The organism is Micromonospora sp. NPDC048842 (assembly GCF_040649935.1).
GTDB lineage: Bacteria > Actinomycetota > Actinomycetes > Mycobacteriales > Micromonosporaceae > Micromonospora > Micromonospora hortensis.
Window position 1 is genome coordinate 1 of sequence record NZ_JBEZGK010000020.1, and the last position, 24,821, is coordinate 24,821.

The 24,821-nt window shown below is 69.5% G+C and carries 26 protein-coding genes; 11 read left to right on the forward strand and 15 right to left on the reverse strand.

Translation table 11 applies throughout. From position 1 onward, the window contains the following. The first annotated feature begins 665 nt into the window (after window positions 1-665). Together AB0C19_RS24415 and AB0C19_RS24420 are read left to right on the forward strand one after the other, a co-directional pair. Window positions 666-872 carry a hypothetical protein gene (locus AB0C19_RS24415; protein WP_357188930.1) on the forward strand — a complete coding sequence of 69 codons (207 nt, stop codon included), beginning with the start codon at window positions 666-668 and terminating at the stop codon, window positions 870-872. Window positions 873-1,070: 198 nt separating this feature from the next. Continuing rightward, on the forward strand, window positions 1,071-1,565 hold the full coding sequence (locus AB0C19_RS24420; protein ID WP_357188932.1) for a DUF6228 family protein: 495 nt from the start codon (window positions 1,071-1,073) through the stop codon (window positions 1,563-1,565). Between the two features lie 87 nt (window positions 1,566-1,652). Here the strand turns inward: AB0C19_RS24420 and AB0C19_RS24425 are convergent, their stop codons facing one another. The 7 genes from AB0C19_RS24425 to AB0C19_RS24455 all read right to left on the reverse strand — a co-directional run bounded on the left by AB0C19_RS24425 (window position 1,653) and on the right by AB0C19_RS24455 (window position 7,784). Continuing rightward, on the reverse strand, window positions 1,653-1,805 hold the full coding sequence (locus AB0C19_RS24425; RefSeq protein ID WP_357188933.1) for a hypothetical protein: 153 nt from the start codon (window positions 1,803-1,805) through the stop codon (window positions 1,653-1,655). A gap of 129 nt (window positions 1,806-1,934) precedes the next feature. Further along, entirely contained in the window at window positions 1,935-3,200 is a 1,266-nt protein-coding gene (locus AB0C19_RS24430) for a glycosyltransferase (RefSeq protein WP_357188935.1), read from the reverse strand. Window positions 3,201-3,208: 8 nt separating this feature from the next. After that, window positions 3,209-3,829 (reverse strand): tetratricopeptide repeat protein, encoded by a 621-nt coding sequence (locus tag AB0C19_RS24435; RefSeq protein WP_357188937.1) that lies wholly within the window; start codon window positions 3,827-3,829, stop codon window positions 3,209-3,211. Continuing rightward, the gene (locus AB0C19_RS24440) at window positions 3,829-4,176 is read right to left on the reverse strand and encodes a hypothetical protein (RefSeq protein ID WP_238687486.1); all 348 of its coding nucleotides are present in this window, start codon (window positions 4,174-4,176) and stop codon (window positions 3,829-3,831) included. Before AB0C19_RS24440 ends, AB0C19_RS24435 begins: the two co-directional genes overlap by 1 nt. Further along, window positions 4,131-5,495: a hypothetical protein gene (locus AB0C19_RS24445; RefSeq protein ID WP_357188939.1), complete on the reverse strand. Its 1,365-nt coding sequence runs from the start codon at window positions 5,493-5,495 to the stop codon at window positions 4,131-4,133. Before AB0C19_RS24445 ends, AB0C19_RS24440 begins: the two co-directional genes overlap by 46 nt. Window positions 5,496-6,179: 684 nt before the next feature. Continuing rightward, a complete protein-coding gene (locus tag AB0C19_RS24450) occupies window positions 6,180-7,055 on the reverse strand; it encodes a patatin-like phospholipase family protein (RefSeq protein WP_357188941.1) in 876 nt (291 codons plus the stop codon). Window positions 7,056-7,139: 84 nt separating this feature from the next. Then, window positions 7,140-7,784 carry a class I SAM-dependent methyltransferase gene (locus AB0C19_RS24455; RefSeq protein ID WP_357188943.1) on the reverse strand — a complete coding sequence of 215 codons (645 nt, stop codon included), beginning with the start codon at window positions 7,782-7,784 and terminating at the stop codon, window positions 7,140-7,142. 71 nt (window positions 7,785-7,855) lie between these two features. Here AB0C19_RS24455 and AB0C19_RS24460 point away from each other — a divergent pair, with 71 nt between their 5' ends. After that, entirely contained in the window at window positions 7,856-8,263 is a 408-nt protein-coding gene (locus AB0C19_RS24460; RefSeq protein WP_357188945.1) for a VOC family protein, read from the forward strand. A gap of 31 nt (window positions 8,264-8,294) precedes the next feature. After that, window positions 8,295-8,843 (forward strand): DUF4240 domain-containing protein, encoded by a 549-nt coding sequence (locus AB0C19_RS24465; RefSeq protein ID WP_357188947.1) that lies wholly within the window; start codon window positions 8,295-8,297, stop codon window positions 8,841-8,843. A gap of 15 nt (window positions 8,844-8,858) precedes the next feature. Here AB0C19_RS24465 and AB0C19_RS24470 read toward each other — a convergent pair whose 3' ends face one another. Further along, window positions 8,859-10,307 carry a hypothetical protein gene (locus AB0C19_RS24470; RefSeq protein ID WP_357188949.1) on the reverse strand — a complete coding sequence of 483 codons (1,449 nt, stop codon included), beginning with the start codon at window positions 10,305-10,307 and terminating at the stop codon, window positions 8,859-8,861. A 303-nt stretch (window positions 10,308-10,610) separates the two neighbouring features. After that, complete coding sequence (locus tag AB0C19_RS24475) at window positions 10,611-11,228, reverse strand: pyridoxamine 5'-phosphate oxidase family protein (RefSeq protein WP_357188951.1); 618 nt, start codon at window positions 11,226-11,228, stop codon at window positions 10,611-10,613. A 166-nt stretch (window positions 11,229-11,394) separates the two neighbouring features. On the opposite strand from AB0C19_RS24475, the gene AB0C19_RS24480 reads away from it, so the two are divergent. From AB0C19_RS24480 to AB0C19_RS24490, 3 genes are read left to right on the forward strand one after another with little or no spacing between them, the layout of a single operon-like run. Beyond that, window positions 11,395-11,898 (forward strand): DUF2231 domain-containing protein, encoded by a 504-nt coding sequence (locus AB0C19_RS24480; RefSeq protein ID WP_210783963.1) that lies wholly within the window; start codon window positions 11,395-11,397, stop codon window positions 11,896-11,898. After that, window positions 11,898-12,449, forward strand: coding sequence for an Hsp20/alpha crystallin family protein (locus AB0C19_RS24485; protein ID WP_357188954.1), 552 nt, complete (start codon window positions 11,898-11,900; stop codon window positions 12,447-12,449). The genes AB0C19_RS24480 and AB0C19_RS24485 overlap by 1 nt, the downstream gene beginning before the upstream one ends. Window positions 12,450-12,457: 8 nt before the next feature. Then, window positions 12,458-13,564 carry a glycosyltransferase family 9 protein gene (locus tag AB0C19_RS24490; RefSeq protein WP_357188956.1) on the forward strand — a complete coding sequence of 369 codons (1,107 nt, stop codon included), beginning with the start codon at window positions 12,458-12,460 and terminating at the stop codon, window positions 13,562-13,564. A 1-nt stretch (window position 13,565) separates the two neighbouring features. Here the strand turns inward: AB0C19_RS24490 and AB0C19_RS24495 are convergent, their stop codons facing one another. Further along, window positions 13,566-14,444 (reverse strand): glycosyltransferase, encoded by an 879-nt coding sequence (locus tag AB0C19_RS24495; protein ID WP_357188958.1) that lies wholly within the window; start codon window positions 14,442-14,444, stop codon window positions 13,566-13,568. Further along, window positions 14,441-16,276, reverse strand: coding sequence for a D-glycero-beta-D-manno-heptose 1-phosphate adenylyltransferase (gene rfaE2, locus AB0C19_RS24500; RefSeq protein ID WP_357188960.1), 1,836 nt, complete (start codon window positions 16,274-16,276; stop codon window positions 14,441-14,443). Before rfaE2 ends, AB0C19_RS24495 begins: the two co-directional genes overlap by 4 nt. Before the next feature lie 154 nt (window positions 16,277-16,430). Here rfaE2 and AB0C19_RS24505 point away from each other — a divergent pair, with 154 nt between their 5' ends. Together AB0C19_RS24505 and AB0C19_RS24510 are read left to right on the forward strand one after the other, a co-directional pair. Next, entirely contained in the window at window positions 16,431-16,973 is a 543-nt protein-coding gene (locus AB0C19_RS24505) for a type 1 glutamine amidotransferase domain-containing protein (protein WP_357188962.1), read from the forward strand. Window positions 16,974-17,169: 196 nt separating this feature from the next. Further along, the gene (locus tag AB0C19_RS24510; protein ID WP_357188965.1) at window positions 17,170-18,846 is read left to right on the forward strand and encodes an MDR family MFS transporter; all 1,677 of its coding nucleotides are present in this window, start codon (window positions 17,170-17,172) and stop codon (window positions 18,844-18,846) included. A 64-nt stretch (window positions 18,847-18,910) separates the two neighbouring features. Here the strand turns inward: AB0C19_RS24510 and AB0C19_RS24515 are convergent, their stop codons facing one another. Then, window positions 18,911-19,543, reverse strand: a complete 633-nt coding sequence (locus AB0C19_RS24515; protein WP_357188968.1) for a TetR/AcrR family transcriptional regulator — start codon at window positions 19,541-19,543, stop codon at window positions 18,911-18,913. Window positions 19,544-19,668: 125 nt separating this feature from the next. Between AB0C19_RS24515 and AB0C19_RS24520 the strand changes: the two genes are divergently transcribed. Beyond that, complete coding sequence (locus AB0C19_RS24520) at window positions 19,669-20,703, forward strand: aldo/keto reductase (RefSeq protein WP_357188971.1); 1,035 nt, start codon at window positions 19,669-19,671, stop codon at window positions 20,701-20,703. 35 nt (window positions 20,704-20,738) lie between these two features. Here AB0C19_RS24520 and AB0C19_RS24525 read toward each other — a convergent pair whose 3' ends face one another. Beyond that, window positions 20,739-21,230, reverse strand: coding sequence for an NUDIX domain-containing protein (locus tag AB0C19_RS24525; protein ID WP_357188973.1), 492 nt, complete (start codon window positions 21,228-21,230; stop codon window positions 20,739-20,741). Window positions 21,231-21,301: 71 nt separating this feature from the next. On the opposite strand from AB0C19_RS24525, the gene AB0C19_RS24530 reads away from it, so the two are divergent. Next, window positions 21,302-22,936, forward strand: a complete 1,635-nt coding sequence (locus AB0C19_RS24530) for a fatty acid--CoA ligase (protein WP_357189177.1) — start codon at window positions 21,302-21,304, stop codon at window positions 22,934-22,936. A gap of 183 nt (window positions 22,937-23,119) precedes the next feature. On the opposite strand, the gene AB0C19_RS24535 is transcribed toward AB0C19_RS24530, so the two are convergent. Further along, the gene (locus AB0C19_RS24535; RefSeq protein ID WP_357188976.1) at window positions 23,120-24,130 is read right to left on the reverse strand and encodes an NADPH:quinone reductase; all 1,011 of its coding nucleotides are present in this window, start codon (window positions 24,128-24,130) and stop codon (window positions 23,120-23,122) included. 28 nt (window positions 24,131-24,158) lie between these two features. Next, complete coding sequence (locus tag AB0C19_RS24540; RefSeq protein WP_357188979.1) at window positions 24,159-24,812, reverse strand: HAD family phosphatase; 654 nt, start codon at window positions 24,810-24,812, stop codon at window positions 24,159-24,161. Window positions 24,813-24,821 lie beyond the last annotated feature (9 nt).

Here is a 24,821-nt window from a genome sequence, read left to right on the forward strand (position 1 = left end):
ACACCCCCCGGATCATCCGAACGACAGGGGCAGGAAGTCATACCGGGCCGGGCGACCGAGGGTCCCCGGCTGGGGACGATCAAAAAGGTAACGGGCACGCCTCGTTGTTCACGGTCAGTGACGCGAGCAGTCTGCGGGCGCGTATCACCTTCAGGTCGGTGAGGACGTCTTGATCGTGCAGCCCGAAGGGTGCCCCGGGGCGGGACCATCAGGCGTCGGCGAGGAGGACTTGGTGGTGCGCGGCGGTGGTGGCCAGGACGATGTCACCGCCGACGGTGCGGACCGCGCGGGGGACCGCCCGCAGTGCGTCATCCGAAAGTCAGCGGGTCGTCAGCGAGCGCCGTGCCACATGGCGAATCTCAATCGTGCTTGACAGCACGACCGCTACGTCTGACCCACGCGGCACGGCACACACTCGCTGCTAGGTCAGGTCACTCTCCCTCCGACGGGGGTCGGCGCGGGTCGCCGGCCGAATGGCTGTCGACAGCAGCGATGACAGCAACCGCGCCGGACGGCGGCACGCTGACGTGGGCTGGCATGGACGAGGCTCCGAGCGTGCGGCCGTTCCCGGACGAGGGCGGACGCGCTGCACAGAGCTTGTAAGCGAGGCGTCAGCCCGGCCCGTGGCTGTTCCGGGCAGTTAAGGCGTCGGGGATCCTGGTCAGGTGGACAACCAGAACCTCGACGAGCTGATTCGGGCCGGGCGCAACATACAAGCGCTTGCAGTGATCCGCGAGCAGTTCGGCTGCAGCCTGACAGAGGCGATTGACGTGCTGAGCGAGCATCACCTGCGGTTGAAGGCCGAGCAGCCAAGCGAGCAGCCGAACCAGCGATCGTCGACGGACGATGACGAACCCGGACACCAGGTGTAGCGCGAGGACTAGGCGGCGAACCAGCGCCGGGCAGCCGACTCGTAATGCGTAGGTCGACGGTTCGATTCCGTCAGGCGGCTCCACTGAAAGGCCCAGGTCACCGGCTTGATCGCCGATCATGACCTGGGCCTTTTCTATTCCGAGAGCGCAGCCGTTGCTGGACGGGTGCGGACGCGACGCACAGGGCTTGCAGACAAGATGTCCCTGGCTCAGCCGGGAGGCCGGGCCACCGCCGACATGGGCATAATGCGAGTCACTATGAGCGAACCGTTCGTCCTTCAGAGGTCTGACGACCAGCGCTGGCTTGTTCATCCTCCGCAAGATCCGTACGGCGACGGCTACGTCTACACGATCGCGACGGAGTTGCACGAGCTGGGCATGACAGCATCGACGATTGCCAAGATCGATGGGCTGTACGAGCCTGCGGACTCGACGCTGCCCGGGTTCGTGGAGAGGCTCGCGGCCGACTGGGAGGGTTGGAGCGGCACCCGTACCTGGACATCGATGGAACGCCAGCTCGTGATCGACGCTCGGCACGACGGTCGAGGCCACGTGTCACTGGGGGTGACTCTTCGAGCTGCCGGCCCCGACTGGGACGACACGGCCTGGTCCGCCAGAGCGGTCTTCGTCCTCGAAGCAGGGGAGGAGCTGACCCACTTTGCCGGCGACCTCACACACTTCCTCCGCACATAGCAGCGGTCGCACCAGATCGTTCCTACCGCAGCATGTCGGCGTCGCCCGTTTCCTGATCGACAGCCACCCGCAGCGGCCACCCAAAACTCACGACGTGGCAAAGCCGCACCCGGTCGCTGTCGTCACCTGCTCGATGGTCGCATCCTGCACGCTCGGCGGTTCGCGCAGATCTTGACGCTCGGCGAGGCGGCCGGCCAGGAATCGCATCGCGATCTGGACCGCCTCATCAGTGTCGACCACAAGAAGACAGTACGTAGTGGAAGACCGCGTCGGTGCCCGACGACCTGTCGCTCGGGGCAACGGCGGTACCCGTGGAGCCGACCGGGATCGCCTGAGCGGCGGACGCCGTCCGTCAGTGTCCGCCCGATATCAGATGTTCAACAGGCCGCCGTTGCGCACGGCGTCGTCCTTGATTGCTATCAGATTCGCCGAAACGTACGGGATGTTGTGCGCCTTGTGCCATTCACTCGGGAAGTACGTGACCAGCCGCGACGCCTGGAATCGGCATTCGATTTCAGGTACGAACCGCGAATATCTGGCGTCCGTGAAGTACCAGAAGGAGTTCTCGTTGTAAAACGCCACGTGTGTTGGGTCCTGGTAGGCGCCTCGACCGTCGGTGCTGGGGGTCAGCGACAACAGCATCCCGTTCGGTGCGAGCAGTCGGTACAGCTCGTTGAACAGCGCGATCTTGTCCGGGATGTGTTCCAGGAAGTCCACCGCCCGAATGACTCCGACGCTGTTGTCCGGCAGGTCGACACCTTTTCTGATGTCGCAGACAATGTCCACACCCGACCCGTCGTGGTAATCCAGCCCGAGATACCCTTCCGGCTTGTTGTGCGCGGAGCCCAGGTCGAGGGCCAGAAGTCCCTGCCGACGTGACCAGGCCAGCACGTTGTGTTGAATGTTCCGGTCGTAGATCTCCACCGTGCGCTGCTGGATGCGAGCGTTGACATCTGGGATGCGCTGCGTGTTCTTGGCATGCATGCGTTGGAGGTACAGGCACTTCTGAATGTGATGGAACTCGCTCACCTGGTACATCCGAGCCATGAGGTCGGCATCGTCCGCAACGTCGAGCGACTCGTCGTACCCGCCGACCTTCTCGTAGATGTCCCGACGGAATGCCCGTACGTGGTTCGGTGCGTACCAGATGTAGCTAACGTTGTGTGGCGTCGGCGGCAACGCCCGGCAGACCAGCACCTCGCGGCCGTCCACCTTGTCGTCGTAGTGCCGCCAGCCGAACGAACTCGCGAAACGGTCCTCAGAGCGGCCGCCGTCCTCCTGGATCTGCGCGGTGTCGCTGTAGACGAACCCCACCTCCGGGTTGGCGTCGAAGGCGTCGACGATCTCTTGCAGGCAGTCGCTGCTGAGCAGGTCGTCGTCGTCAAGCTCGACCAGGATGTCACCGGCGGCCTCGGCGCAGGCGTACCCCTTCACGGCACCGACGCCGTTCAGGTTGTCCTGGACAATGAGCCGGATACGGTCGTCATGCCTCTCGGGCCGCCAACGCGACCCCTGATTCAGGACGACCACCCATTCCCAGTCGACGAAGGTCTGCGCAACGAGCGATTCGAAGCACTCGTCGATGAAGCGGGTGCGGTTGCTTCCAGTGAAGACCGTTACGCGAGGTGTGCGCATGGAGCCAATCACCTACCCGCTGGAGTCGAGGACTTAGAGGTAGGGGTCGGGCGGTACTTTGCTGGAACCGCTGAGGTGAGCCCCTTGTCCAGACGGATCGCCGTCTTGAACGCGTCCCGCGCTGTCGCGTCCTCACCGGACTGGGACAGCATCATGCCCAGTCGCAGGTAGGCGGTCGACGCCTTGTTGTCGATCGACACGATCTTGCGATAGATGTCTATCGCCGTGGTCGGTGCCCTACCTTCCAGGACGATGGCCTTGTTGTAGAGGGCCGGCTTGTAGTTGGCGTCGGCCTCCAGCGCCTTGTCGTAGTTGCTGATCGCCTCGTCGGCCTGGTTGCGGGACTGGGCGATGTAGCCCAGGTTGAACCAGGCGAACTTGTTGTCGGCCTCGGCGTCCAGCAGTTTCTCGAAGGTGGCCTTCGCCGCGTCGAAGTTACCGGCCTGGCCCTGCTCAAGACCGAGCTTGAGCAGATCAGCCGGCGTTTCGGTGCCGCCGTTCGTCTTGTCGGTGCTGCCGGCGTTGTTCGTCTGCGGCTTCTCGGCAGGCTTGTCGCTGCTGCATGCCGTGACTCCGGTCAGCAGGACCGCGCCGCAGGCGAGCGACCCGAATATCTGACGCATGTTCATTACTCCTCCTCGACCGTAACGGGGCTGTTCGACCTGCTGTTCGGCCGGTTGGCCTCGCTACTGTTGGACGTCGCCCGGCCCGACGTGTTGGACGGAGCCCCCAACATCAGCGGTGTGGCGAGTGAAATGCAGGAGACCCAGATATCGGCGCCCCCGCCGGTGAAGGTGAACTGGTAGCCGCTGGTGGTGAGCGGCTGGATGAGCACCGGGTTGACGCCTGCACCCGAGAGTTGATAGCCGGTTCCGACAGCAATGTCTCCAGGCTCGCAGCCGAAATCGACAGGGGTGTCTGCGATCACGGTCAGCGGGCCCTGAATGTAAGCGGCCTGGATTCCGTTGCCAGCCACGCCCTGCGTGCCTTGGGCGCCCGTGGCGCCCTGCGGTCCTGGCACCCCCTGAAGTCCCTGCGCCCCCGTGTCTCCCTGGGCCCCCTGTGCACCTTGGGCGCCCTGGAAACCCTGGGCACCGGTCGCGCCCTGGGCGCCTGCGTCCCCCTGAGCACCTTGAGCGCCTTGGAAGCCTTGCGCTCCTGCGTCGCCTTGCGCGCCCTGGGCGCCGGTGGCGCCTTGGAAGCCTTGGAAGCCTTGGACGCCTTGTGCGCCTGTGTCGCCTTGCGGGCCTTGTGCGCCGGTGGCGCCTTGGGCCCCTGCGTCGCCTTGTGGGCCTTGGGCGCCGGTGGCGCCTGCGTCGCCCTGCGGTCCCTGAGCGCCGATGGCGCCTTGTGCGCCTGCGTCGCCCTGCGGTCCCTGAGCGCCGGTGGCGCCTTGTGCGCCTGCGTCGCCCTGCGGTCCCTGAGCGCCGGTGGCGCCTTGGAAGCCTTGAGCACCTTGTGCGCCCGCGTCGCCTTGCGGGCCTTGAGCGCCGGTGGCGCCTTGAGCGCCTGCGTCGCCCTGAGCGCCGGTGGCGCCTTGAGCGCCTGCGTCGCCCTGAGCGCCGGTGGCGCCTTGAGCGCCTGCGTCGCCCTGAGCGCCGGTGGCGCCTTGGAAGCCTTGAGCACCTTGTGCACCCGCGTCGCCTTGCGGGCCTTGAGCGCCGGTGGCGCCTTGAGCGCCTGCGTCGCCCTGAGCGCCGGTGGCGCCTTGGAAGCCTTGAGCACCTTGGGCGCCCGCGTCGCCTTGCGGGCCTTGGGCTCCGGTCGCGCCTTGGGCGCCTGCGTCGCCTTGCGGGCCTTGGGCTCCGGTCGCGCCTTGGGCGCCTGCGTCGCCTTGCGGGCCCTGAGCGCCGGTGGCACCTTGGGCGCCTGCGTCGCCCTGAGCGCCCTGAGCGCCGGTGGCACCTTGAGCGCCTGCGTCGCCCTGAGCGCCCTGAGCGCCGGTGGCACCTTGAGCGCCGGTGGCACCTTGAGCGCCTGCGTCGCCCTGAGCGCCGGTGGCGCCTTGGAAGCCTTGAGCACCTTGTGCGCCCGCGTCGCCTTGCGGGCCTTGGGCTCCGGTCGCGCCTTGGGCTCCTGCATCGCCCTGAGCGCCGGTGGCACCTTGAGCGCCCGCGTCGCCCTGCGCGCCGGTAGCGCCTTGAGCGCCTGCATCGCCCTGAGCGCCGGTAGTGCCTTGGAAGCCCTGCGCGCCGGTAGCGCCTTGAGCGCCCGCGTCGCCCTGTGCACCTTGGGCTCCGGTAGCACCTTGAGCTCCTGCGTCGCCCTGGGCACCCTGGGGGCCTTGAGCGCCATGCTTGTCGTGCGGGTAGTCGCCCTTGTCCTTGTCGTGGCCACCCCAGGGGCTCTGCCAGCCCTGCGGACCGTAGTCCTTCTGCCCATCGGGGTACTGGTCCCACGAATCGCCGGGTCCGTCGCCGTCTTGGCTGACTGTTGACCAGAACCCGCCGTGCTGGCCCAGTGGACCGGGCGTACCGATGTGTGCGTCCTGTGCGGACGGCTTCGTTTCCACCGGCTGCGCTGCGGCTACGGGCCCACCGGTCATCCCGACCACCAGTAGGGCGGAGCTGAGCCCTGAAGCGGCCCGGCCATGGTTCCGGCTGCGTCGCAGCCGTCGGTTGTTACTCATGACCCCTCCAGAGCCACCCGATGCACCCAGGGCTACCTGCTAGTCACCTGGCGTCGTTCAATGGGCGAGTCGTAGCGTATTCGACTGATTGATCGGTCGAGAGGGGTTTTGGTGGGATCTGGGTGCATTTAGGAGAAGGCGGAACTTATTTGCGATAGAGGGCATAAAGCCTGGCCATCGCGTTGTGGACCGCTGATCCAAAGACTTGTCACGTTCGACGGTGAATGACCGCCACGACCCGAAGGTTTGTCGGGGCCTTGGGTTGGACTGCGGTAGGCGGCGGCGTCCGTGCGGAAAACCGCCACCGCGCCGGCCGGTACGGAGGACGGCACGCGGAGGCCTGGGGGGTGTCAGCCTCGTGCTTCTCGCCCTGGCATTGTCTCCGCGAGTGCGGCGGCCACCCGGGACGCCTCGCGTCGGCCCTGATCGCGGGCTGCGGCCACGAGTGCGGGCACGACGGATCGGTCCATCACGCTGGTCCCCTGCGCTCGTTTGGAGGCCGGGTCCCGGAGCAGCAACTCCACCCGGCGACCGGTTCCCAGCGCGGCTCGCTGCTTGTCGATGCGTGCCCAGGGTCCGATCGCGGCGGTGCTCGGCGCGAGGGCGATGACGGGGCCGCTTCCGGGGGCGAGGTCGAGGTTGACTGTCGACCGCATGCCGCCGTCCATGTAGCGGCGGTCGCCGATGCTGACCGGGGCCGCGGAGATCGGCATGGCGCAGCTCGCGGCGACGGCGTCCACCAGGGGGACGCCGTCGTGCCGGGTGATGGTGCGGCTGGCGCCGGTCTCGGTGTCGACGACCACGATGCGAAGGCCCATGTCGTTCGGCCAGGAGTGGTTGGGCAGGCGGGCTTCGGCAATCCGGCGCTGCCGGGACGGGTCGTCGATGCGTGCGCCGAGGGCGAGTCGGCCGAGGCGGCGAGCGGCCTGCTCGGGGCTGCGCGCGAACAGTTGTGCCCGCGCGAGCCGAAGCAGGTGGAGAGGGCCCAGTGCGGGTGAGGTTTCGTGGGCGACGCCGCCGCGCTGGCGCTCGAAGAGTTCCGCGAGGGGGGTGCCGCTGCCGAGTTGGGCGCCGACAACGGCACCGGAGCTGGTGCCGATGACGACAGCCGAGGGAGCCACCGTCACTCCCTCGTCCGCGAGCCCGGTGAGGATGCCGACCTCCCAGGCGATGCCAGCCACTCCACCACCACCGAGCACCCAGACGGGCCGCACGTCGTCCGTCATCAGTCGCCTCATTCGACGTCGAATACTGCTAACACTGTACGCAATTTAGGCTGACTATGACGAGGAAGAATTGACAACGGGCGATCAGGGCTCCCGTCGTCCGACGAGGATGCCGCCGAGCCGGCTCTCCGCCGAGGCGACTGTCGTCTGCGAGTCGACAGTGAAGCCGCTCTTGCGTAGCCAAGCCGCCACCTGGGTTGGTTGCCGACGATGGACGCGCACGTTCATCGGGTGCCCGCCGTAGCCCTCGGTCTTGACTGTCGTTCCGTCGCCCACGTGGAAGCCGAGCAGCAGCGGGCCACCGGGGCGCACCACCCGCCGGAAGTGGGCCAACACGACGCCGACCTCGTCGTCGGGGATGTGGATGAGGGAGTACCAGGCGACCAGTCCGGCGACCGAGCCGTCGGCCAGTTCGAGGTCGGTCATCGAGCCGACCTCGAACCTCAGCTCCGGGTGGTCACGGCGGGCCACGTCGATCATTCCGGGCGAGAGATCGATCCCGAAGGCGTCGACGCCGAGCGTGTGCAGGTAGGCGGTGATTCGACCCGTGCCGCAGCCCACGTCCGCGACCGGCCCGCCGCCGGCACCCTGTACGAGTTCGGCGAACGATGCGAGGGCGGCTCGTTCGTACGGTGCCTCCGCCAGGAGGTCACGTACCAGGTGCGCGTAGCTGACCGCGACCGTGTCGTAGGAGGTGCGAGTCGCTGTCAACCAATCGTCTACGGTCACGAGTCCAACGCTAATTCAGCGACACACTGATGCCTGACCGTGCCGGACCGACAGTTTGGAGGCGTCCACCCATGACTTTTGCGCCGGTGATCGTGAGTTTGCCCATCGCCGACCGGGCCACCTCCTACCGCTTCTATCGCGACGGACTCGGCCTCGACGCGGTGGGTGAGTTGGCCGACGACGGCATCCCGGAACCGTTGCAGTTCGTCATCAACGACGGGCTGCGGCTGATGCTCATCCCGACCGGTGGCTTCGGTTGGGTGATCGGCCGGCACGAGGTCGCCCCGAGGGGCCAGAGCGAGTGCCTGTTCAATCTTGGTATCGCTTCGCCGACCGAAGTGGATGCGCTCGTCGAGCGGGCGCGCGCTGCCGGCGCCGAGGTCATCACCGAGGCGACAGACCAACCCTGGGCGTACGCGGGTGTCTTCGCGGACCCGGACGGCCACTTGTGGATGGTGTCCGCCGATTCGAAGTCCTGAAACTGTCGGCGGTGGTCGATATGTTCCGAGGGTGACCGTGACCACCGATGCCCCTGGAACGCTACCCACCCCCGCTGACGAGGCCCGGCTGTGGGCGCTCATCGAGGCGGCCTGGGCCGAGTTGGGCGCCGAGCCCTTGGCGCTGCGGCAGGCCCTCGTCGAGCGCGACCCCGCCGGCGACGACGGCGATGACGGCCCGCCCTACGCGATCGAAGCCTGGCTTGATGCCTTCCTGGACCACCTCGGGCAACTGACCGCCGAGCTGACCGGGCAGGAGTTGACGGATCTCGACCGGGTGGTGGAGCGCAAGCTGTACGACATCGATCGGGAGGACATCCACGAGGTGACCGACGGGTCGGACGACGGCTTCCTCTACGCCCGAGGTTTCATCGTGGCCCTGGGGCGGTCGTACTACGATGCGGTCCTCGCCGACCCCGCGATGGCGCTGCTGGACGCCGACTGCGAAGGCATGTGCTACTTCTTCGCGCACCTGCACAACGACCGGTTCGGTTCGTGGCCGGAGACCGGCTCCGGGATCTCCCGGGAGTCGTTCGGCAATCGGGTCGGCTGGTCCGCCTGAACGATGCCATCCGCCTCAGCCCGGTTTGCGCTGCTGGGGTGGGGCTGCTTCCGTCGCCGGCAATTCGATCCGGCGGAGGCTGACCACCGAGACACCCGGCGGAGCGCTGGTATACCGCTCCAGGTTCTCCAGCAGGCCCTTGTGCCGCGCGTGTGCTTTGCAGACGCTGTCCAGATACTCCTGCCGGATCCGCGCGGTGCCCATCACGATGCCCTGGCGTGCCCGGTCCACCTGTTCCTGCCGCCCGGTGTAGATCCACACGACGTCGGGCACCACGGTGTCGGCCGGCACCGAAAGCCCGGTGGTGAGCACCGTGCGGTGGTAGTTGCCCTCACGTTTGTCCAGTTCGATGAGTTGCTCTCCCCGTACCAGGATCAGGATTCCGTCGAGAGCTGCCGGCGCAGCCGCGTCCGGCTCGGCATTGAGGAACAGCACCTGGATTTCGGGTTCGTCGCCGCTCGCCAGGTCCTGGTAGCGGATACGGCCCGGTCCGGTGTTGTCGGTGCAGACACTCCACGTCCGGCGCCAGCCGTTCAGGGTGGCCCGGCAGTAGTCGACGCCCTCCCGAGCGGGCCGACCGAGCAGGTCGCTGACCGTTTCGGGCGCGACCAGTGAGCCGTACGCGAAGATCCCGTACGTCGCCGGCTCGTCGAAGCGATCCCAGCCGCGCCAGTCGCGAGGCCGTCGGGTCAGGTCCGGTTCGATCGGCACCGCCCTACCCTCGTGGAAATCCTTGCCCAGCGCATAGCTGTGCTGGTCGTGGACGCTGATGTTCAACCCGGCGACCCTGGCTTCCACCACCACGAAGATGTGGTAGGTGCGGCTGTCGAGCTGCCGGCCCTGCACACTCGTCGCCCGCCCGTCGCGCAGAGGCGCCTTGAGCGGGATCCAGAGGGTCAGCGGCATGCACGAGTCGACCCGAGGCCACACCCGTTCCTCCACCTCGGTGGCCTCCGGGCTGAGCACCTGGAGCTGCTCGCGTTTGAAGAAGGTGCTGCCGTCGATGAGCGACGTGGAACGGAAGGCCAGGTAGGCCCGTGCCCGGATGTCGCTCAGCGCGACGCCGTGGATCTTCTTGTAGAAACGGATCGCGATGATCCCGTCCGTGCTGACCTGCACCGGCCCGGCGGTGTCCGAGCGCAGCTCGGCGAGGCTGGACAGACTTCCCTTGGACCGCCAGGTGAAGAATTCGGTGGCGAAGATCCGGATCATGACGATGCCGATGATCGCGGCCGGGGTGACCGCGCCGAGAAGGCTCGCCAGTGTGGCGAGGAATTCGTGCCAGGTGTTCCCGTTCTGCCGGGGAAAGTCCTCCGCACCGAGGAGCGACCGAGCGGTCGCCAGCCAGGTCTGCGGGAAACCTTTCGGTCCGCCACGGTCGGTCGGCTCGGGGCCGGCGGTGAGCATCGCGGCAACGGTGAAGGCCGCCGAGACGGTCGCGACGAAAAGGACCAGCACCGTCACCAGCTGCCAGGCTGAGGCACGAGCGACCCAGAAGCGGCCGGCCCTGCGGATGACGGGGTGCGACCCAGGCCAGTTCGTCCTCATTGGACCCCCTCCCGTGGGGGTCCAGCGTAGGCATGCGAGCGTCATCGGTGAGTGTCATTCAACGGACATGTCGCTCGCGACGACATCGCCGCGGCCGCGGCGCTGCCGGCTCACCGCACCATAAGTGGGCGGGCGGAGCGTTACGCCTTCTCAAGCACGATCAAGTGGGTACTCCAGCCAACGCCGTGACAATCGAGCCCTTCCGGTCGTGCAGCGGGATCAGACGTAGATCTTCGTGGCGTACGCGTGGCCGTAGTGCCGTTCCAGGTCTTCGAGGCTCTCCGTCGGTGCCTCGACCTCCTTGATAAGGCGTGCCCGGGACGGCAGTGCCTCGGGCTGCCAGGTCTCCGGCCGCCACAGCGCGGACCGCAGGAACGCCTTCGCGCAGTGGTAGAAGATCTGCTCGATCTCCACCACCACGGCGAGCACCGGCCGGTGCCCCTTGACCACCATGTCGTCGAACCAGGGCGCGTCGCTGACCAGGCGGGCCCGCCCGTTGATCCGCAGCGTGTCGGTCCGTCCGGGGATCAGGAAGAGCAACCCGATGTGCGGGTTGTCGAGGATGTTGCGGTAGCCGTCGGCCCGCTTGTTGCCGGGCCGCTCGGGCAGCGCGATGGTCGTGTCGTCCAGCACCAGGGCGAACCCGGCCGGGTCGCCCTTGGGCGAGACGTCGCAGCTGCCGTCCGCGCCGGCCGTGGCCATCAGACAGAACGGCGAGGCACCGAGCCACTCGCGGTCCCGCTCGTGCAGCCGCGTGCGTTCCTTGGTGGCGGCCCGCGCGTTCGGCACGCCGAGAAGCGCGCGCAACTCCTCGTGCGAGGTGATCTCCACCGTCACGTTGGTCCTCCCTCAGCCGTTGACCCGGTGGCGGGCACCACCGTCGTCAGCCTAGGCCGCCGTGACCAGCGCGAGGTTTGTGCCTGGTTGCCGGGGGTACGGCCTCACCCGACGCGCTCGCCGCACGAGACCGTTCCGCAGGACGCCGACCAGTGGAGGCCGGGAGATGGAGAGCCGACTCAAGGTGCTGGGTCACCCAGTCCATCCGATGCTGGTGATGTTCCCGGTCGCGCTGCTGGCCACGGCTGTGCTGTTCGACGTGGTGGACACCGTCGGCGGTCCCGACTTCCTCGGCGAGGTCGCGTACTGGAACATCACCGTCGGCCTGATCGGCGGCCTGCTCGCCGCGGCGGCCGGCACGTTCGACCTGCTGGCGATCCCGACCGGCACCCGCGCGAAGCGGGTGGGTCTGCTGCACGCGGGCGCCAACGTCGCGGTGATCCTGCTCTTCGCCGCCGTGTGGGCGGTGCGGCTCAATGCTGATTCCCGGGCCGCCGGCGGGGCACTGGTCGCCATCGAGGTGGTCGCGCTGGCGATTCTCGGCATCAGCGCCTGGCTCGGTGGTGAGCTGGTCGACCGGCTCGGTGTGGGCGTCGACAGTGACGCCGGCCTGGATGCGCCCAGCTCACTACGGCCGCCGACGGCCACCCAGCGGATCGGAGAGGTGTGATGAGCGAGCAGCAGTTTGGCGGCTTCGGCCGGGGGTGGCGCGGCGGCCGGCAGCAGGGCTGGGACCCGATGGGGGAGTTGCAGTCGCTGCGCTCCGAGTTGAGTCGCCTGGTCGGTGGTCGCGGCGGGGCGTCCGACGTCGAGTTGACCGAGACCTCGGACGGCTGGGAGGTCGTCGTCCGGTTGCCCGGAGTGGCGCCGGAGGAGGTGGCCGTCGAGTTGGACGACCGCGAGTTGTGCGTGCGGGCCCGCTCGGAGGCGGAGGTCAACGCCGACCACGGCATCCCCGGAGGCTTCGAGACGCGCGGCTTCGAATACCGGGTCAACCTGCCGGCGCGGGTCGACCCGGACACCATCGACGCGGTGATGGACCACGGCCTGCTCCGGGTTCGGCTGCCGCGGGCGACCCGGCCCGCGCCGCGCACCATCACCGTCGGCCGCACCGGGCCGCGCTCCGGCGACCTTTCCACTGGTACGTCGATGCCGGCCGATCCCGCAGCGGACCGGGAGTTGCACCGCCCGGACACCGCCGGCGAGATCGACCGGCCGTAGCGGGCCGGATGGTCACCTCGTCCGTGCTCGGCCCGACCGCCGAGCGCCTTCCCGACGTGCGGCGGATCGCCGTGCTGCGCGCCAACGCGCTCGGTGACTTCATCTTCGCCCTGCCCGCGCTGGACGCGCTGCGGAGCGCGTACCCCTCGGCGGAGATCGTGCTGCTCGGGGCGCCGTGGCACGCGAAGCTCTGGCGCGACCGGCCCGGCCCGGTGGACCGGGTACTGGTGGTGCCGCCGGCTGCCGGCATCCGTACGCCGGAGCCGGGCGAGCCAGAGTCGTCGATCGACGACTTCGTGGCCGCTGCCGCCGGTGCGGAGTTCGACCTGGCGGTGCAGATCCACGGCGGGGGTGCGAACTCCAACCCGTTGATCAGTCGGCTCGGTGCCCGGTTGACGGTGGGCCTGCGCGCCGACGACGCGCCGCCGCTGGACCGGTGGCTGCGCTACGTCTACTACCAGCATGAGGTGATCCGCTACCTGGAGGTGGTGGCGCTGGCGGGAGCGCCGGCCATCACCATCACGCCGACGTTGGCGGTGACCGACGCCGACCGGGCCGAGGCCGCCCGGGTGCTCGGCCCGGCAAGCCGTCCCCGGGTGGCGTTGCATCCGGGTGCCACCGACACCCGCCGCCGCTGGCCCGCCGAGCGCTTCGCCGAGGTGGCCCGGGCGCTGCACGAGGACGGCTACGAGGTGCTGGTCACCGGAACGCCCTCCGAGCAGGAGGTGGTGGACCGGGTCGTCGCCGCGGCGCAGGTGCCGGTGCGCCCACAGGTGGGCACGCTCAGCCTGGGCGGGCTGGTCGGCTGCTACGCCGACTGCGCGTTGGTCGTCTCGAACGACACCGGCCCGCTGCACCTGGCCGCCGCGGTGGGCACGCCCACCGTGGGCATCTTCTGGGTCGGAAACCTGATCAACGGGGCCAGCCCGCTGCGGGCCCGGCATCGGCCGATCAGCTCGTGGACTGTGCACTGCCCGGTCTGCGGGGTCGACTGCACACCGGGCATCTATCCGCACCGGCCCGGCGACGGCGACTGCCCGCATCGGGACTCGTTCGTGACCGACGTACCGGTGATCGAGGTGCTGGAAGCCGCCCGGGAGTTGCTCACCCGGTAGTTCAGGCCGGCTGCGGGGTGTCCTCCTCGGCGAGGACTACCTCCCACGCCTCCACGTCCCGGTCGGTGACAGTGGTGGGGGACTCCAGGTGGTACGCGCCGCTGGGCAGGATGCCCGCGCCGCCGTGGCGGGACAACACGGCGAGCTGCGCGGCCACGTCCTCGCCCTGGTGCTTCTCCTGCACCCGACGCCAGAAGTCGAAGCCGCCGGCGTCGACGAGCTTGGCCCGGTCGTAGAGCACGCACCCGCCGATCCAGGAGACCTTGTACGCCCGCCACGCGCCCGGAGGCAGCGCCAACTGCTCGGTGATGTGCAGCAGGTTCGCGGCCGAGTGGATTCGGGCCCGGTTCCACTCCGGAGTGTCGGGTCGGATCCGCTCCGGTGTGGGCGGCCCGGCCCACTCCTCGTAGTGACAGTGCGATTCCGGCCGCACGTCATCGGTGTACGAGAGCCCGTGCACTCCGTTGCCGACGAACCCGCAGCCCAGCTCACCGATCGCGGTGACCAGTCGGTGCAGCGCGCCCGGTTCCAGCCAGATGTCGTCGTCGAGGCTGAGGACGTACCGGGCAGCCGAGGCGGCGAGCAGGTACGCCCGGTGTTCGGCCAACCCTCGTCGGGGCAGCCGGCGGGTCAGCAGCACCGGGTGGCCCCTGTGGCGCAGCGCCCGGACCATTGTGGCCGCGGCCGGGTGCGTGTACGCCGGTTCCCCGTCCGACTGGTCGCTGACGACCACGCCGAAGCCGGGTACCCCGTCCTGGGCGGCGAGCCCGCCCAGGGTGACGGCCAGCTCGGCGGGCCGGTTCCGGGTCGGAATCAGCACGTCCACCAGCCGGTCGGCGCGGAACTCCTCCGGGGTGCCGAGGTCGAGGGGGCGGTTCACGACGCCTGGGTGCGGGTGGGCAGCGACGGGTCCGGTTCCCGGTCGTCGATGTGTGGCGACGGGTCCTGGCTGTGCGACCGGATCCGCTCGATGATCGCGGAGGTGGACCGGTCCGGCACGTACCCCAGGGTGCGCACCTGGCCGCCCAGCCGGCGCACCAGCGGCGCCTCCGGCACCAGCTCCGGCGGATAGTCGCCGCCCTTGACGTACACGTCCGGTCGGACCGCCTCGATCAGCGCGGCCGGTGAGTCCTCCTCGAAGACCACCACGTGGTCCACGCAGGCGAGCGCGGCGAGCAGGGCCCCTCGGTCCTCGACCGGGTTGACCGGCCGGTCCGGGCCCTTCAGCCGTCGTACGCTGCCATCCGAGTTGACCGCCACGATGAGCAGGTCACCCAACGCGCGGGCCTGCTCCAGGTAGCGCACATGCCCGCGATGCAGCACGTCGAAGCAGCCGTTGGTGAAGACCACCGACCGTCCCGCCTCGCGGTACTCGGCGACGATCGCGTCCAACTCGTCGCCGCCGACCAGCGCGGGGTGGCTCGTGGTGTCGGTCGGCTGGTCCAACGCGGCGAGCAGGTCGTCCCGTCGGCACACGCAGGTGCCGGTGTCCGACACGGTGATGGTGGCCGCGAGTTGGGCAAGTTGGGCGGCGGTGGGCAGGGGCGCGTCGGCGGCCAGGGCCAACGTCATCGCCGCCAGGTACGCGTCGCCGGCACCCACGGCGTGGCTCGCCGGCACCGGAGTGCTGTGGCTGCGTCGTGGCTCCCCGTCGGCGCCGCCGACCACGGCGCCCTCGGTGTCCAGGGTCACCGCGACCACGTCGGCACCGGTGTGCGCACGCAGTTCGGCCAGCCGCGACTTGGCCAAGACGGCACGGTCGACGCCCTCTCCGGCCCGGGTGTTCACCGTTACGCCGGTGCCGGTGACGCTGAGCCCGTCACCGGTGAGGGCGACCCGTCCCTCGCCCGGGGTGGGCTCGCCGACCGGCCCTGGGCGGTCGGCCCGGGTCAATTCGACGGCGGTGTCCTCGGCGCGTACCGCCCCCGGGGCCGCGCCAGCTGTCATCTCGGATGGTCCGTCGACGGGTTCGCCGTCCGGGTGTTCCAGGTGCAGTTCGGTCCCGCCGGTCGGTCGGGTCGTACCGCCCGCGCGGGCCAACAGTCGGGTCGCCTCGGCGAAGCTGGGGGTGACCACTGTCGGCGCGAGGCCCCGCCAGTCGGCCAGGTCGTGGGCGTCCAGCGCGACTGTGGCGTACCGCTGGCGGTTCTCGACCAGCCACGCGCGGACCGGCGCGGGCAGCGCGCCCAGGCCGTAGTCGCAGACCACCAGGGTCGGGGCCTCCCCACCGGCGGCGGCGCGCAACTCTTCGGTGGCGCAGCTCAGGGCGGTGAGCAGCCGGCTCACCCCGTCGTGGTCCAGGGCGTCCTCCGGGTCGCCGGAGTCCTCACGCAGCAGGATCTGGTTGCCGGCCAACATCCGCCGCTTGACCGGTGTGGGTCGCCCGGGCTGGTTGACGGTGCGGTCCCAGACGCTCGCGCGGTCCAGGCAGTCGTGCAGTTCGTCCCCGGCGACGTCGGCACCGACCGGTGCCACCAACACAGCCCGGCCGCCGAGGGCGGCGACGTTGACGGCGGTGTTCGCGGCCCCACCGGCGGCGGAGATCCGCCGACGCAGGGTCAGGACCGGGGCGGGCGCCTCCCGGCAGAGCCGGTCGGAGTCGGCGAACCGCCATTCGTCCAACATGGCGTCGCCAACGATCAGGACTGGGCGTCCGAGCCAGCTCTCCACGACGGTGGCGAACCGGCGCTGCTCCGCTGCTGCTCCTGCCATGCCTCCCCGGGTCCCCAGCGGCCTGGCGGACAAACCTGCGCGGTGTCTGACCTGTGGCTACGTCACCGGCATGCCCTCCGTGCCCGGATGGGCCGTTTCGGACGTTCGGTGTCGGGAAGGGAATTGAGGTACCCCGGAAAGGAGATGTACCGAGATGGCAGCGACATTGCAGGGCAAGCGGATCGCCTTCCTGGCCGCCGACGGCGTCGAGGAGGTCGAGTACGTCCAGCCACGCGAGGCGGTGGAGACCGCCGGCGCGACGGCCGAGCTGGTCTCGCTGAAGCCCGGCTCCATCCAGTCCTTCAACCACCTGGACCACTCCAGGACGTACGACGTGGACGTGACAGTCGACAAGGCCGACGCCGCCGGCTACGACGCGTTGGTGCTGCCCGGAGGGGTGGCGAACCCGGACTTCCTGCGGGGCGACCCGGACGCGGTGCGGTTCGTGAAGGCGTTCTTCGACGCGGGCAAGCCCGTCGGGGTGATCTGTCACGGCCCGTGGACGCTGATCGAGGCGGACGTGGTGCGCGGCCGGCGGATCACCTCCTGGCCGACACTGCGTACCGACCTGACCAACGCCGGGGCCACCTGGGTGGACGAGGAGTGCGTCACCGACGGCAACCTGACCAGCAGCCGTAAACCCGACGACCTCCCCGCCTTCTGCGCAGCGATAACCACAACCTTCACCACCCCCTGACCCCAGCCACCCTCCCCCGGGGCCCTTGCCCCGGTGATCAAGAGGTTTGCGTCATGACGCACGGCGTTCCTGACGCAAACCTCTTGATCAACGCCAGGAGGCGGGAGCGCGGGAACGCTGGCGGAGCGGGTGCGGTACGGGGTTGGTTTTTTGGTGGTTCGGCGCATGTTCTGCGGGTGGCGGGATAGAAGGCCACATGACCACCGAAGCCTCAGACGCGCCGGTGCTGAACCGTCGGCAGATCCGGTTGCTCATGTTGGGCCTGATGACCGGCATGCTGCTGGCCGCACTCGACCAGACCATCGTCGGTACGGCGCTGCCGACCATCGTGGGCGAGCTGGGCGGGATCAACCACTACTCCTGGGTGGTCACCGCGTACCTGCTCGCCTCGACCGCGTCGACGCCGCTCTACGGCAAGATGGCCGACCTGTACGGGCGTCGGCCGGTCTTCCTCTTCTCGATCGGCACGTTCCTGCTCGGGTCGTTGCTGGCCGGGCTGTCGCAGAACATGACCCAGCTGATCGTCACCCGGGGTATCCAGGGTCTGGGCGCCGGTGGTCTGCTGACGCTCGCGTTCACCATCATCTCGGACGTGGTGTCACCCCGGGAGCGTGGTCGGTACCAGGGCCTGTTCGGCGCGGTCTTCGGGATCTCGTCGGTCGCCGGGCCGCTGGTGGGTGGTTACTTCGCGGAGACCGACTGGCGGTGGATCTTCTACATCAACGTGCCGCTGGCGATCCTGGCCATCGTCGTCTGCTACCACGTGATGCGGTTGATCCCGTTCGAACGTCGGGACCACTCGATCGACTGGCTCGGCGCCGGCCTGCTGGTGGCCGGGGTGAGTTCGCTGCTGCTCGCGCTGAGCTGGGGCGGCAACGAGTACGCCTGGGGCTCCGGCGTGATCATCGGGCTCTTCGTGGCCGGCGTGGTGCTGGGGGTGCTCTTCGTCCTCCAGGAGGCCCGGGTGGCCGAGCCGATCCTGCCGCTGCGGCTGTTCCGGAACGCCACCTTCGCGTTGGCCAACTCCGCCCTGCTCATCATCGGTCTGGTGATGTTCGGTTCGATCATCTTCATCCCGCTGTACCTGCAGATCGTGAAGGGTGCCTCGCCGACACGCAGCGGTCTGCTGATGCTGCCGATGATGGCCGGCATCATCATCACCTCGATCCTGACCGGCCGCGCGATGACCCGGATCGGCCGCTACAAGTGGTTCCCGGTGGCCGGTTCGGTGACGCTCCTGGTCGGCATGTTCCTCTTCACCCAGTTGGAGGTGGCCACCTCGCTCTGGGTGGCGTTCGGGTACATGGTGGTGATCGGCGTCGGCCTGGGCCTGTGCATGCAGTCGCTGATCCTGGCGGTACAGAACGCGGTTTCGGTACGCGACCTGGGTGCCGGCACCTCCTCGGCGACGTTCTTCCGGTCGCTGGGCGGTTCGTTCGGTGTGGCGATCCTCGGCACTGTGCTCTCGTCCCGGCTGACCGGCGGGCTCGCCGACCGGCTGCCCGGCGCGATCGCGCAGCTCCCGCCGCAGGAGCAGGCCGCGGTGGCGGCGAGTGGTGGCGCCAACATCTCGATCAACGATCCGGCCACCATCCTGGCCCTGCCGGGGCCGGTGCGTGCGGCCATCCAGGGCGCCTTCGTCGACGCGCTGGACATGGTCTTCCTGACCGCCGGCCTGATCGCGATCGTGGCGGTGGTGGTCACACTGACGCTGCCCAACACGCAGCTGCGGGGTGCCGGCCCGAAGGGTGCCACCGGTGGCGCCGACCCGCTCGGCGGGGAGGCCCCGGCTCCGGGCGGCAAGCCGTTGACCCGCGAGTCGAAGGAGGAGGCCGCCGCCGACATGGAGGCCAAGTCCCAGACGATGATCTGAGCGTCTCGACGCCGACCGCCCCGGACCGCTCCGGGGCGGTCGGCGTCAGCGGAGCCCCGGGTGGTCAGGCGGGGCGGCGGTAGGCGCCGTACCACCAGGTCGCGGCCAACTCCCGGGCGGCTGCCGCGTCGGTATCGGGGTCGGCCGAGGTCGTGCTGACGTGGTCGGCGAGGAAGCGGTCGCCGCCGACCACTATCAGCCGGCTGGCCGTCGTCACGTCCAGGCCGGCGGGGGTACGCCCGGCCTGCTGCTCGATCCGGAGCACGTCGACTGTGCGGGCAACGAACCGCTCCAGCCCGGCCGCCCAGTACTCCCGGACCACCTCGTCGTACGCGGCGACCTCGCTGACCGCGGCCAGCACCGGGGCGTACGTCCGGTATATCCGGATCACGTCGGCGAACACCTCGGTGAGCCGAGCGAGCGGGTCGCCAGGGCCACCCGGGTCCCATTCGCCGGTGCGGTCGAACGAACTCTCCCGCATGGTGCCGGCGAGGCGCATGAGCAGTTCGGTCTTGTCCCGGAAGTGGGTGTAGAAGGTCGACCGCGCCACGCCGGCCTCGGCGGCGATCCGCTGCACGCCGAGGTCGGTGAAGCGGATCCCCTCCTTCAGGAGCCGCTCGGTGGCCGCCAGCACCCGCGCTTCGACGGCCGCGCGTCCGTCGGGGTTGCGCGGGCGGCGGCGGGTGATCGAGGGCATAGCCGGAATCCTAGGTGGCCGGGGGTCGGGGCGGCGACGTACGCTCGTTGCCGGACACAGTGTCCGACATAGTGACCACGGAGTGCCTGACCTCGGCCTCCGACCCACCATGAGGAGCAACACACGTGAAGTACCGACTGCTGGGCACCACCGGGGTGTACGTCTCGGAGATCTCGCTCGGCGCGATGACCTTCGGCGGCAGCGGGCACCCGCTCTGGGGCACCCTGGGTGGGCTGGCGCTGCCAGAGGTGCAGCGGCTGGTGGACACCGCGCTGGACGCGGGCGTCAACTTCGTCGACACCGCCGACGGCTACAGCGACGGCGAGAGCGAGGAGCTGCTCGGCAAGGCGCTCGGCAAGCGGCGTCGCGACGTCGTACTGGCGACGAAGGTGCACTCCCGGACGGGCCCCGGCCCGAACGACGTAGGCACCTCCCGGCTGCACATCATGCAGAACCTGGAGGACAGCCTGCGCCGACTGGGCACCGATCACATCGACCTGTACCAGATCCACAACTTCGACCACATCACTCCCATGGAGGAGATGCTGCGCGCGCTCGACGACGCGGTCCGGCAGGGCAAGGTCCGCTACATCGGCGCCGCGAACTTCGCCGCCTGGCAGATCTCCAAGGCGCTGGGTATCTCCGCCCGGGAGAAGTTGGCCGGGTTCGTCTCGGTGCAGGAGTACTACTCGCTGCTGGGTCGGGACGTGGAGCGCGACGTGGTGCCGATGGCGCTCAACGAGGGTGTCGGGCTGACCGTCTGGAGCCCGCTCGCCGGTGGTTTCCTCTCCGGCAAGGTCAGCCGGGACGGTGCCGTCGCCGACAGTGGCGCGCGGAGCGCCCAGCCCGGTTACGCCAGCTTCACCCCGTTCGACCCGGAGTACGCCTTCGGAGTGGTCGACGTGCTCAAGGGTGTCGCCGAGCGGCACGAGGTGAGCCCGGCCCGGGTGGCCGTCGCCTGGCTGCTGTCCCGACCGGCCGTGACCAGCGTGATCGTCGGTGCCCGCAAGCACGAGCAGTTGGTCGACAACATCGCCGCCTCGGATCTCACGCTGACCGAGCAGGACCTCACCGAGCTGGACGAGGCCACCAAGCTGCCCGTCGCGTACCCGAACTGGATCCAGGAAGGGTTCTTCGCCGGGCTCCGGCTGCCGCAGTGAGGCACGGCCCCGGGGTCGGTGACCCCGGGGCCGCCCTACTTGAGGATGAGCCGGTTCGTCTGCTCGAAGACGTCCAGGTCGGCAAGGGTCTCGATGACCGAGGTGGAGAGTGGGGCGGGAAACCGGTCCCGGGGGAAGAAGCCGGCGTCGGTGGTCTCGTCGGTGACCCGGGCCAACTGCCCGTCCCACTCCTCCACCTTGAACGCCGTCGTGAACACCTGGTACGTGTGGCCGTACATGTTGGTGCTCGTCCGGTCCGGGCCGGTGTAGAGGGCGAACGCGCAGACCCGCAGCGCGCGCAGCCCGGTCTCCTCGCGGACCTCGCGTACCGCGCAGTCGGCGATCGACTCGCCCAGCTCCATCGCGCCGGCCGGCATGGCCCACTGGCCGTTGTCCGAGCGTTTGATCAGCAGGATGCGTCCGGCGTCGTCGTTGACCACGGCACGGGCGCCGACGAACATCAGCGTCCGGTCCCCGGCGAGCGCGCGCAACTGCCCCACGTACGAGTCGGCCCAGGAGATGCTCACCTGCGACAACTTACGGGGGTTCCCAACGTGTGACCGCCGACACTAGCTTGTTACCCATGCGTAGCACGATGATGGACGCCCCTCTGCAGATCTCCCGGATCCTCGACCACGGTGCACTGGTACACGGCACGGCCGAGGTGGTCACCTGGACGGGCGCCGAACCCCGTCGGATGACGTACGCCGAGGTGGGCCGGGCCGCCGCCCGGCTGGCACACGGGCTGCGCGACGAGTGCGGGGTGACCGGCGACGAGCGGGTCGCGACCTTCATGTGGAACAACAACGAGCACCTGATCGCCTACTTCGCGGTGCCGAGCATGGGCGCTGTGCTGCACACGCTCAACATCCGGCTCTTCCCCGACCAGGTCGTCTACATCGCCAACCACGCCGAGGACCGGGTGGTGCTCGTCGACAGCACGCTCATCCCGCTGCTGGCCCGGGTGATCGGTGAGCTGACCACTGTGCGGCACGTCGTGGTGGTCGGCGGTGGTGACCCGGCGCCGCTGGTGGCGGCGGCCGGCGACCGGATCACGGTGCATCACTGGGACGCGTTGCTCGCCGACCGGCCCGACACGTACGACTGGCCCGAGGTGGACGAGCGCGACGCCGCCGCGCTCTGCTACACCTCGGGCACCACTGGCAACCCGAAGGGCGTGGCCTACTCGCACCGGTCGATCTATCTGCACTCGTTGCAGGTCTGCATGCCGGAGGGTTTCGGCCTCGGGCCGACCGACCGCGAGTTGGCCATCGTGCCGATGTTTCACGCCATGTCCTGGGGCCTGCCCTACGCGGCCTTCCTCTCCGGCGCGTCGCTGATCATGCCGGACCGGTTCCTCCAGGCCGCGCCGATCGCCGAGATGATCGCCGCCGAGCGGCCCACACTGGCCGGCGCGGTGCCGACCATCTGGACCGACCTGCTGGCCTACCTGGACACCCACGACGTGGACACGTCCTCGCTCGGTGAGGTCATCGTCGGAGGCTCGGCGTGCCCGCCGGCGCTGATGCACGCGTTCGACGAGCGGCACGGAATCGACGTCATCCACGCCTGGGGAATGACCGAGATGTCTCCGCTGGGGTCGGTCTCGCGTCCGCCGGCCGGTGCGACCGGTGATGAGGCCTGGCGCTACCGCTACACCCAGGGGCGGGTGCCGGCGGGCGTGCAGGCGCGGATCGTCGGCCCGTCGGGCGACCCGATGCCCGCCGACGGCACGGCGGTGGGCGAGTTGGAGGTCCGAGGGCCGTGGGTGACCGCCCGGTACGTCGGTGACGACGCCCCGGACGAGGAGAAGTTCCGCGACGGCTGGCTGCGGACCGGCGACGTGGGCACCCTCTCACCGGACGGGTACATCAACCTGACCGACCGTGCCAAGGACGTGATCAAGTCCGGTGGCGAGTGGATCTCGTCGGTGGAGTTGGAGAACGCGCTGATGGCCCACCCGGCGGTGCTGGAGGCGTGCGTGGTGGGGGTCCCGGACGAGCGGTGGGACGAACGTCCGCTGGCCACGGTTGTGGTCCGGGAGGGCGCTTCGGTGACCGCCGAGGAGTTGCGGGACTTCCTGGCCGGGTCGGTGGCGCGCTGGCAGTTGCCCGAGCGCTGGGCGTTCATCGACACGGTGCCGAAGACGAGCGTCGGCAAGTTCGACAAGAAGGTCGTCCGTTCGCGGTACGCCGAGGGTGAGCTGACTGTCCGGGAGCTGACAGCCCCGTAACGTTTTCCCCGGCACTGTCGCCTGTTGGGGCGGGAGTACTCCTAAACCCTCCCCAGGGGCGGCCCCGGCGTTCGCACCGCGCCGGGGCCGCCCGCTCCACGCGGGGTGACCCGCACCGTCATTGTTGCGAAAGTTGTTCGCTTCTGTCCTGCTGACGGGGAAATCGGGTGGTCAGCGACCCGATCAGGCATCGCTGGTCGTGATGAGCACCTTGCCCACAGTCGAGTCCTCCACCGCCTGGTGCGCAGCGGCCGCCTCCGCCAGCGGGTAGTAGTGCAGCGGCAGACCGGCTTCCGCGCCGACCCGGATGCCACCCTGGCTCGCCGCCGCCGCCACGTCCTTCACGCCCTGCGCCTTGGCCGCCTTCGGCTCGGTGTAGACCAGCACGAACTGCCAGCGGGCGTTCGGCGCCATCATCGCCCGGATCGGGATGCTCACCTCGTCCCCGCCGTTGTCGGCGTACATGCAGACCGCGCCGCCGTGCCGCAGCACCCGTACGTCGACCGAGGCGTTGCGGGCGGGGGAGACCTCCACGATCGTGTGCACCCCGTCGGGGGCGATCTTGCGGACCTCCTCGACCACGTCCTGCTCCCGATAGTTGATCACGAAGGAAGCGCCTGCCGAGGCCGCGAGCTGTGCCTTCTCCGCGCTGCTCACAGTGGCGATCACAGTGGCGTCGGCCCACCGGGCGAGCTGGATCGCGGCGTTGCCGACAGCGCCCGCGCCGCCCTGCACCAGCACCGTGTGATCCGCCAACGCGCCGGCCCGCAGCGTGTCCGGCATGAACTCGCCGGCGGTCAGACAGCGGTGCGCGGTGAGGAACGGGATGCCCAGGGCCGCGCCCAGCTCGAACGGGGCGGCGCCGAGGCGTACCGCCTGCCGGACCGGCACCAGCGTGTACTCCGCCGTTGTGCCCCACTGTCGCTGCCAGGCGGCCTCCCAGACCCACACCCGCTCACCGATCAGGTCGGGGTCGACCCCGTCGCCGACAGCCTCGACCACCCCCGCGCCGTCCTGCCCGGGGATCTGCCACCCGTTAGGCGGGGCGTTGCGGCGGGACTTCCAGTCGGTCGGGTTCACCCCGGAGACCGCCATCCGCACCAGGACCTCGCCCGCACCCGGCTCCGGCACCGGCCGGTCGACCAGATCGAGCACCGAAGGGTCGCCGTTGCGCTCGTACACGATGGCCTTCATCCGTGGTCTCTACCCGGCTCGACCCCTGTCAACCCAGCTCGTCCACCAACTCCGGGGTCAGCTCACCGATCGCGTTCAGCGTCGCCGCCGCCAGCCCGGCGGCGTCCGGATCGAGCGGGTACGAGCCGTGCGGCACCGCCACCACCCGCATCCCCGCCGCCGCGGCGGAACGCACCCCGTTGGACGAGTCCTCCACCGCAGCACAGCGGGTCGGGTCGACGCCGAGACGCTCCGCCACGCTCAGGTACACGTCCGGTGCGGGCTTGCCCCGCTCGGTCTGCTCGGTGGAGAGGGTCGCGCCGAACGCGTCGGTCAGGCCGGTCGCCGCCAGCGCCGCCTCGATCAGCCGGGTCGGCGACGAGCTGGCCAACCCGAGCGGCCACCGCGCGGCCAGCCGGCGGACGACCTGATCGGCGCCGTCGATGAGGGGTACGTGGTCCCGGTAGCGTCGGGTCATCTCCTCGACCACCTCGACGGCGACCTGCTCGGCGGTGCGGTCGACGCCCAGCTCTCCGCTGAGGTAGTGGGCCCACTCCCCGGTGCTCATCCCCATGAGTCGGCGTTGCGTGTCCGGTTGCCACGTCCCGCCGTGCGCCGCCACGTACGCCCGGCGGACCTCCTCCCACACCGGCTCGGAATCCACGATCACGCCGTCCAGGTCGAAGACCACCGCATCAGTCACGGACCCATC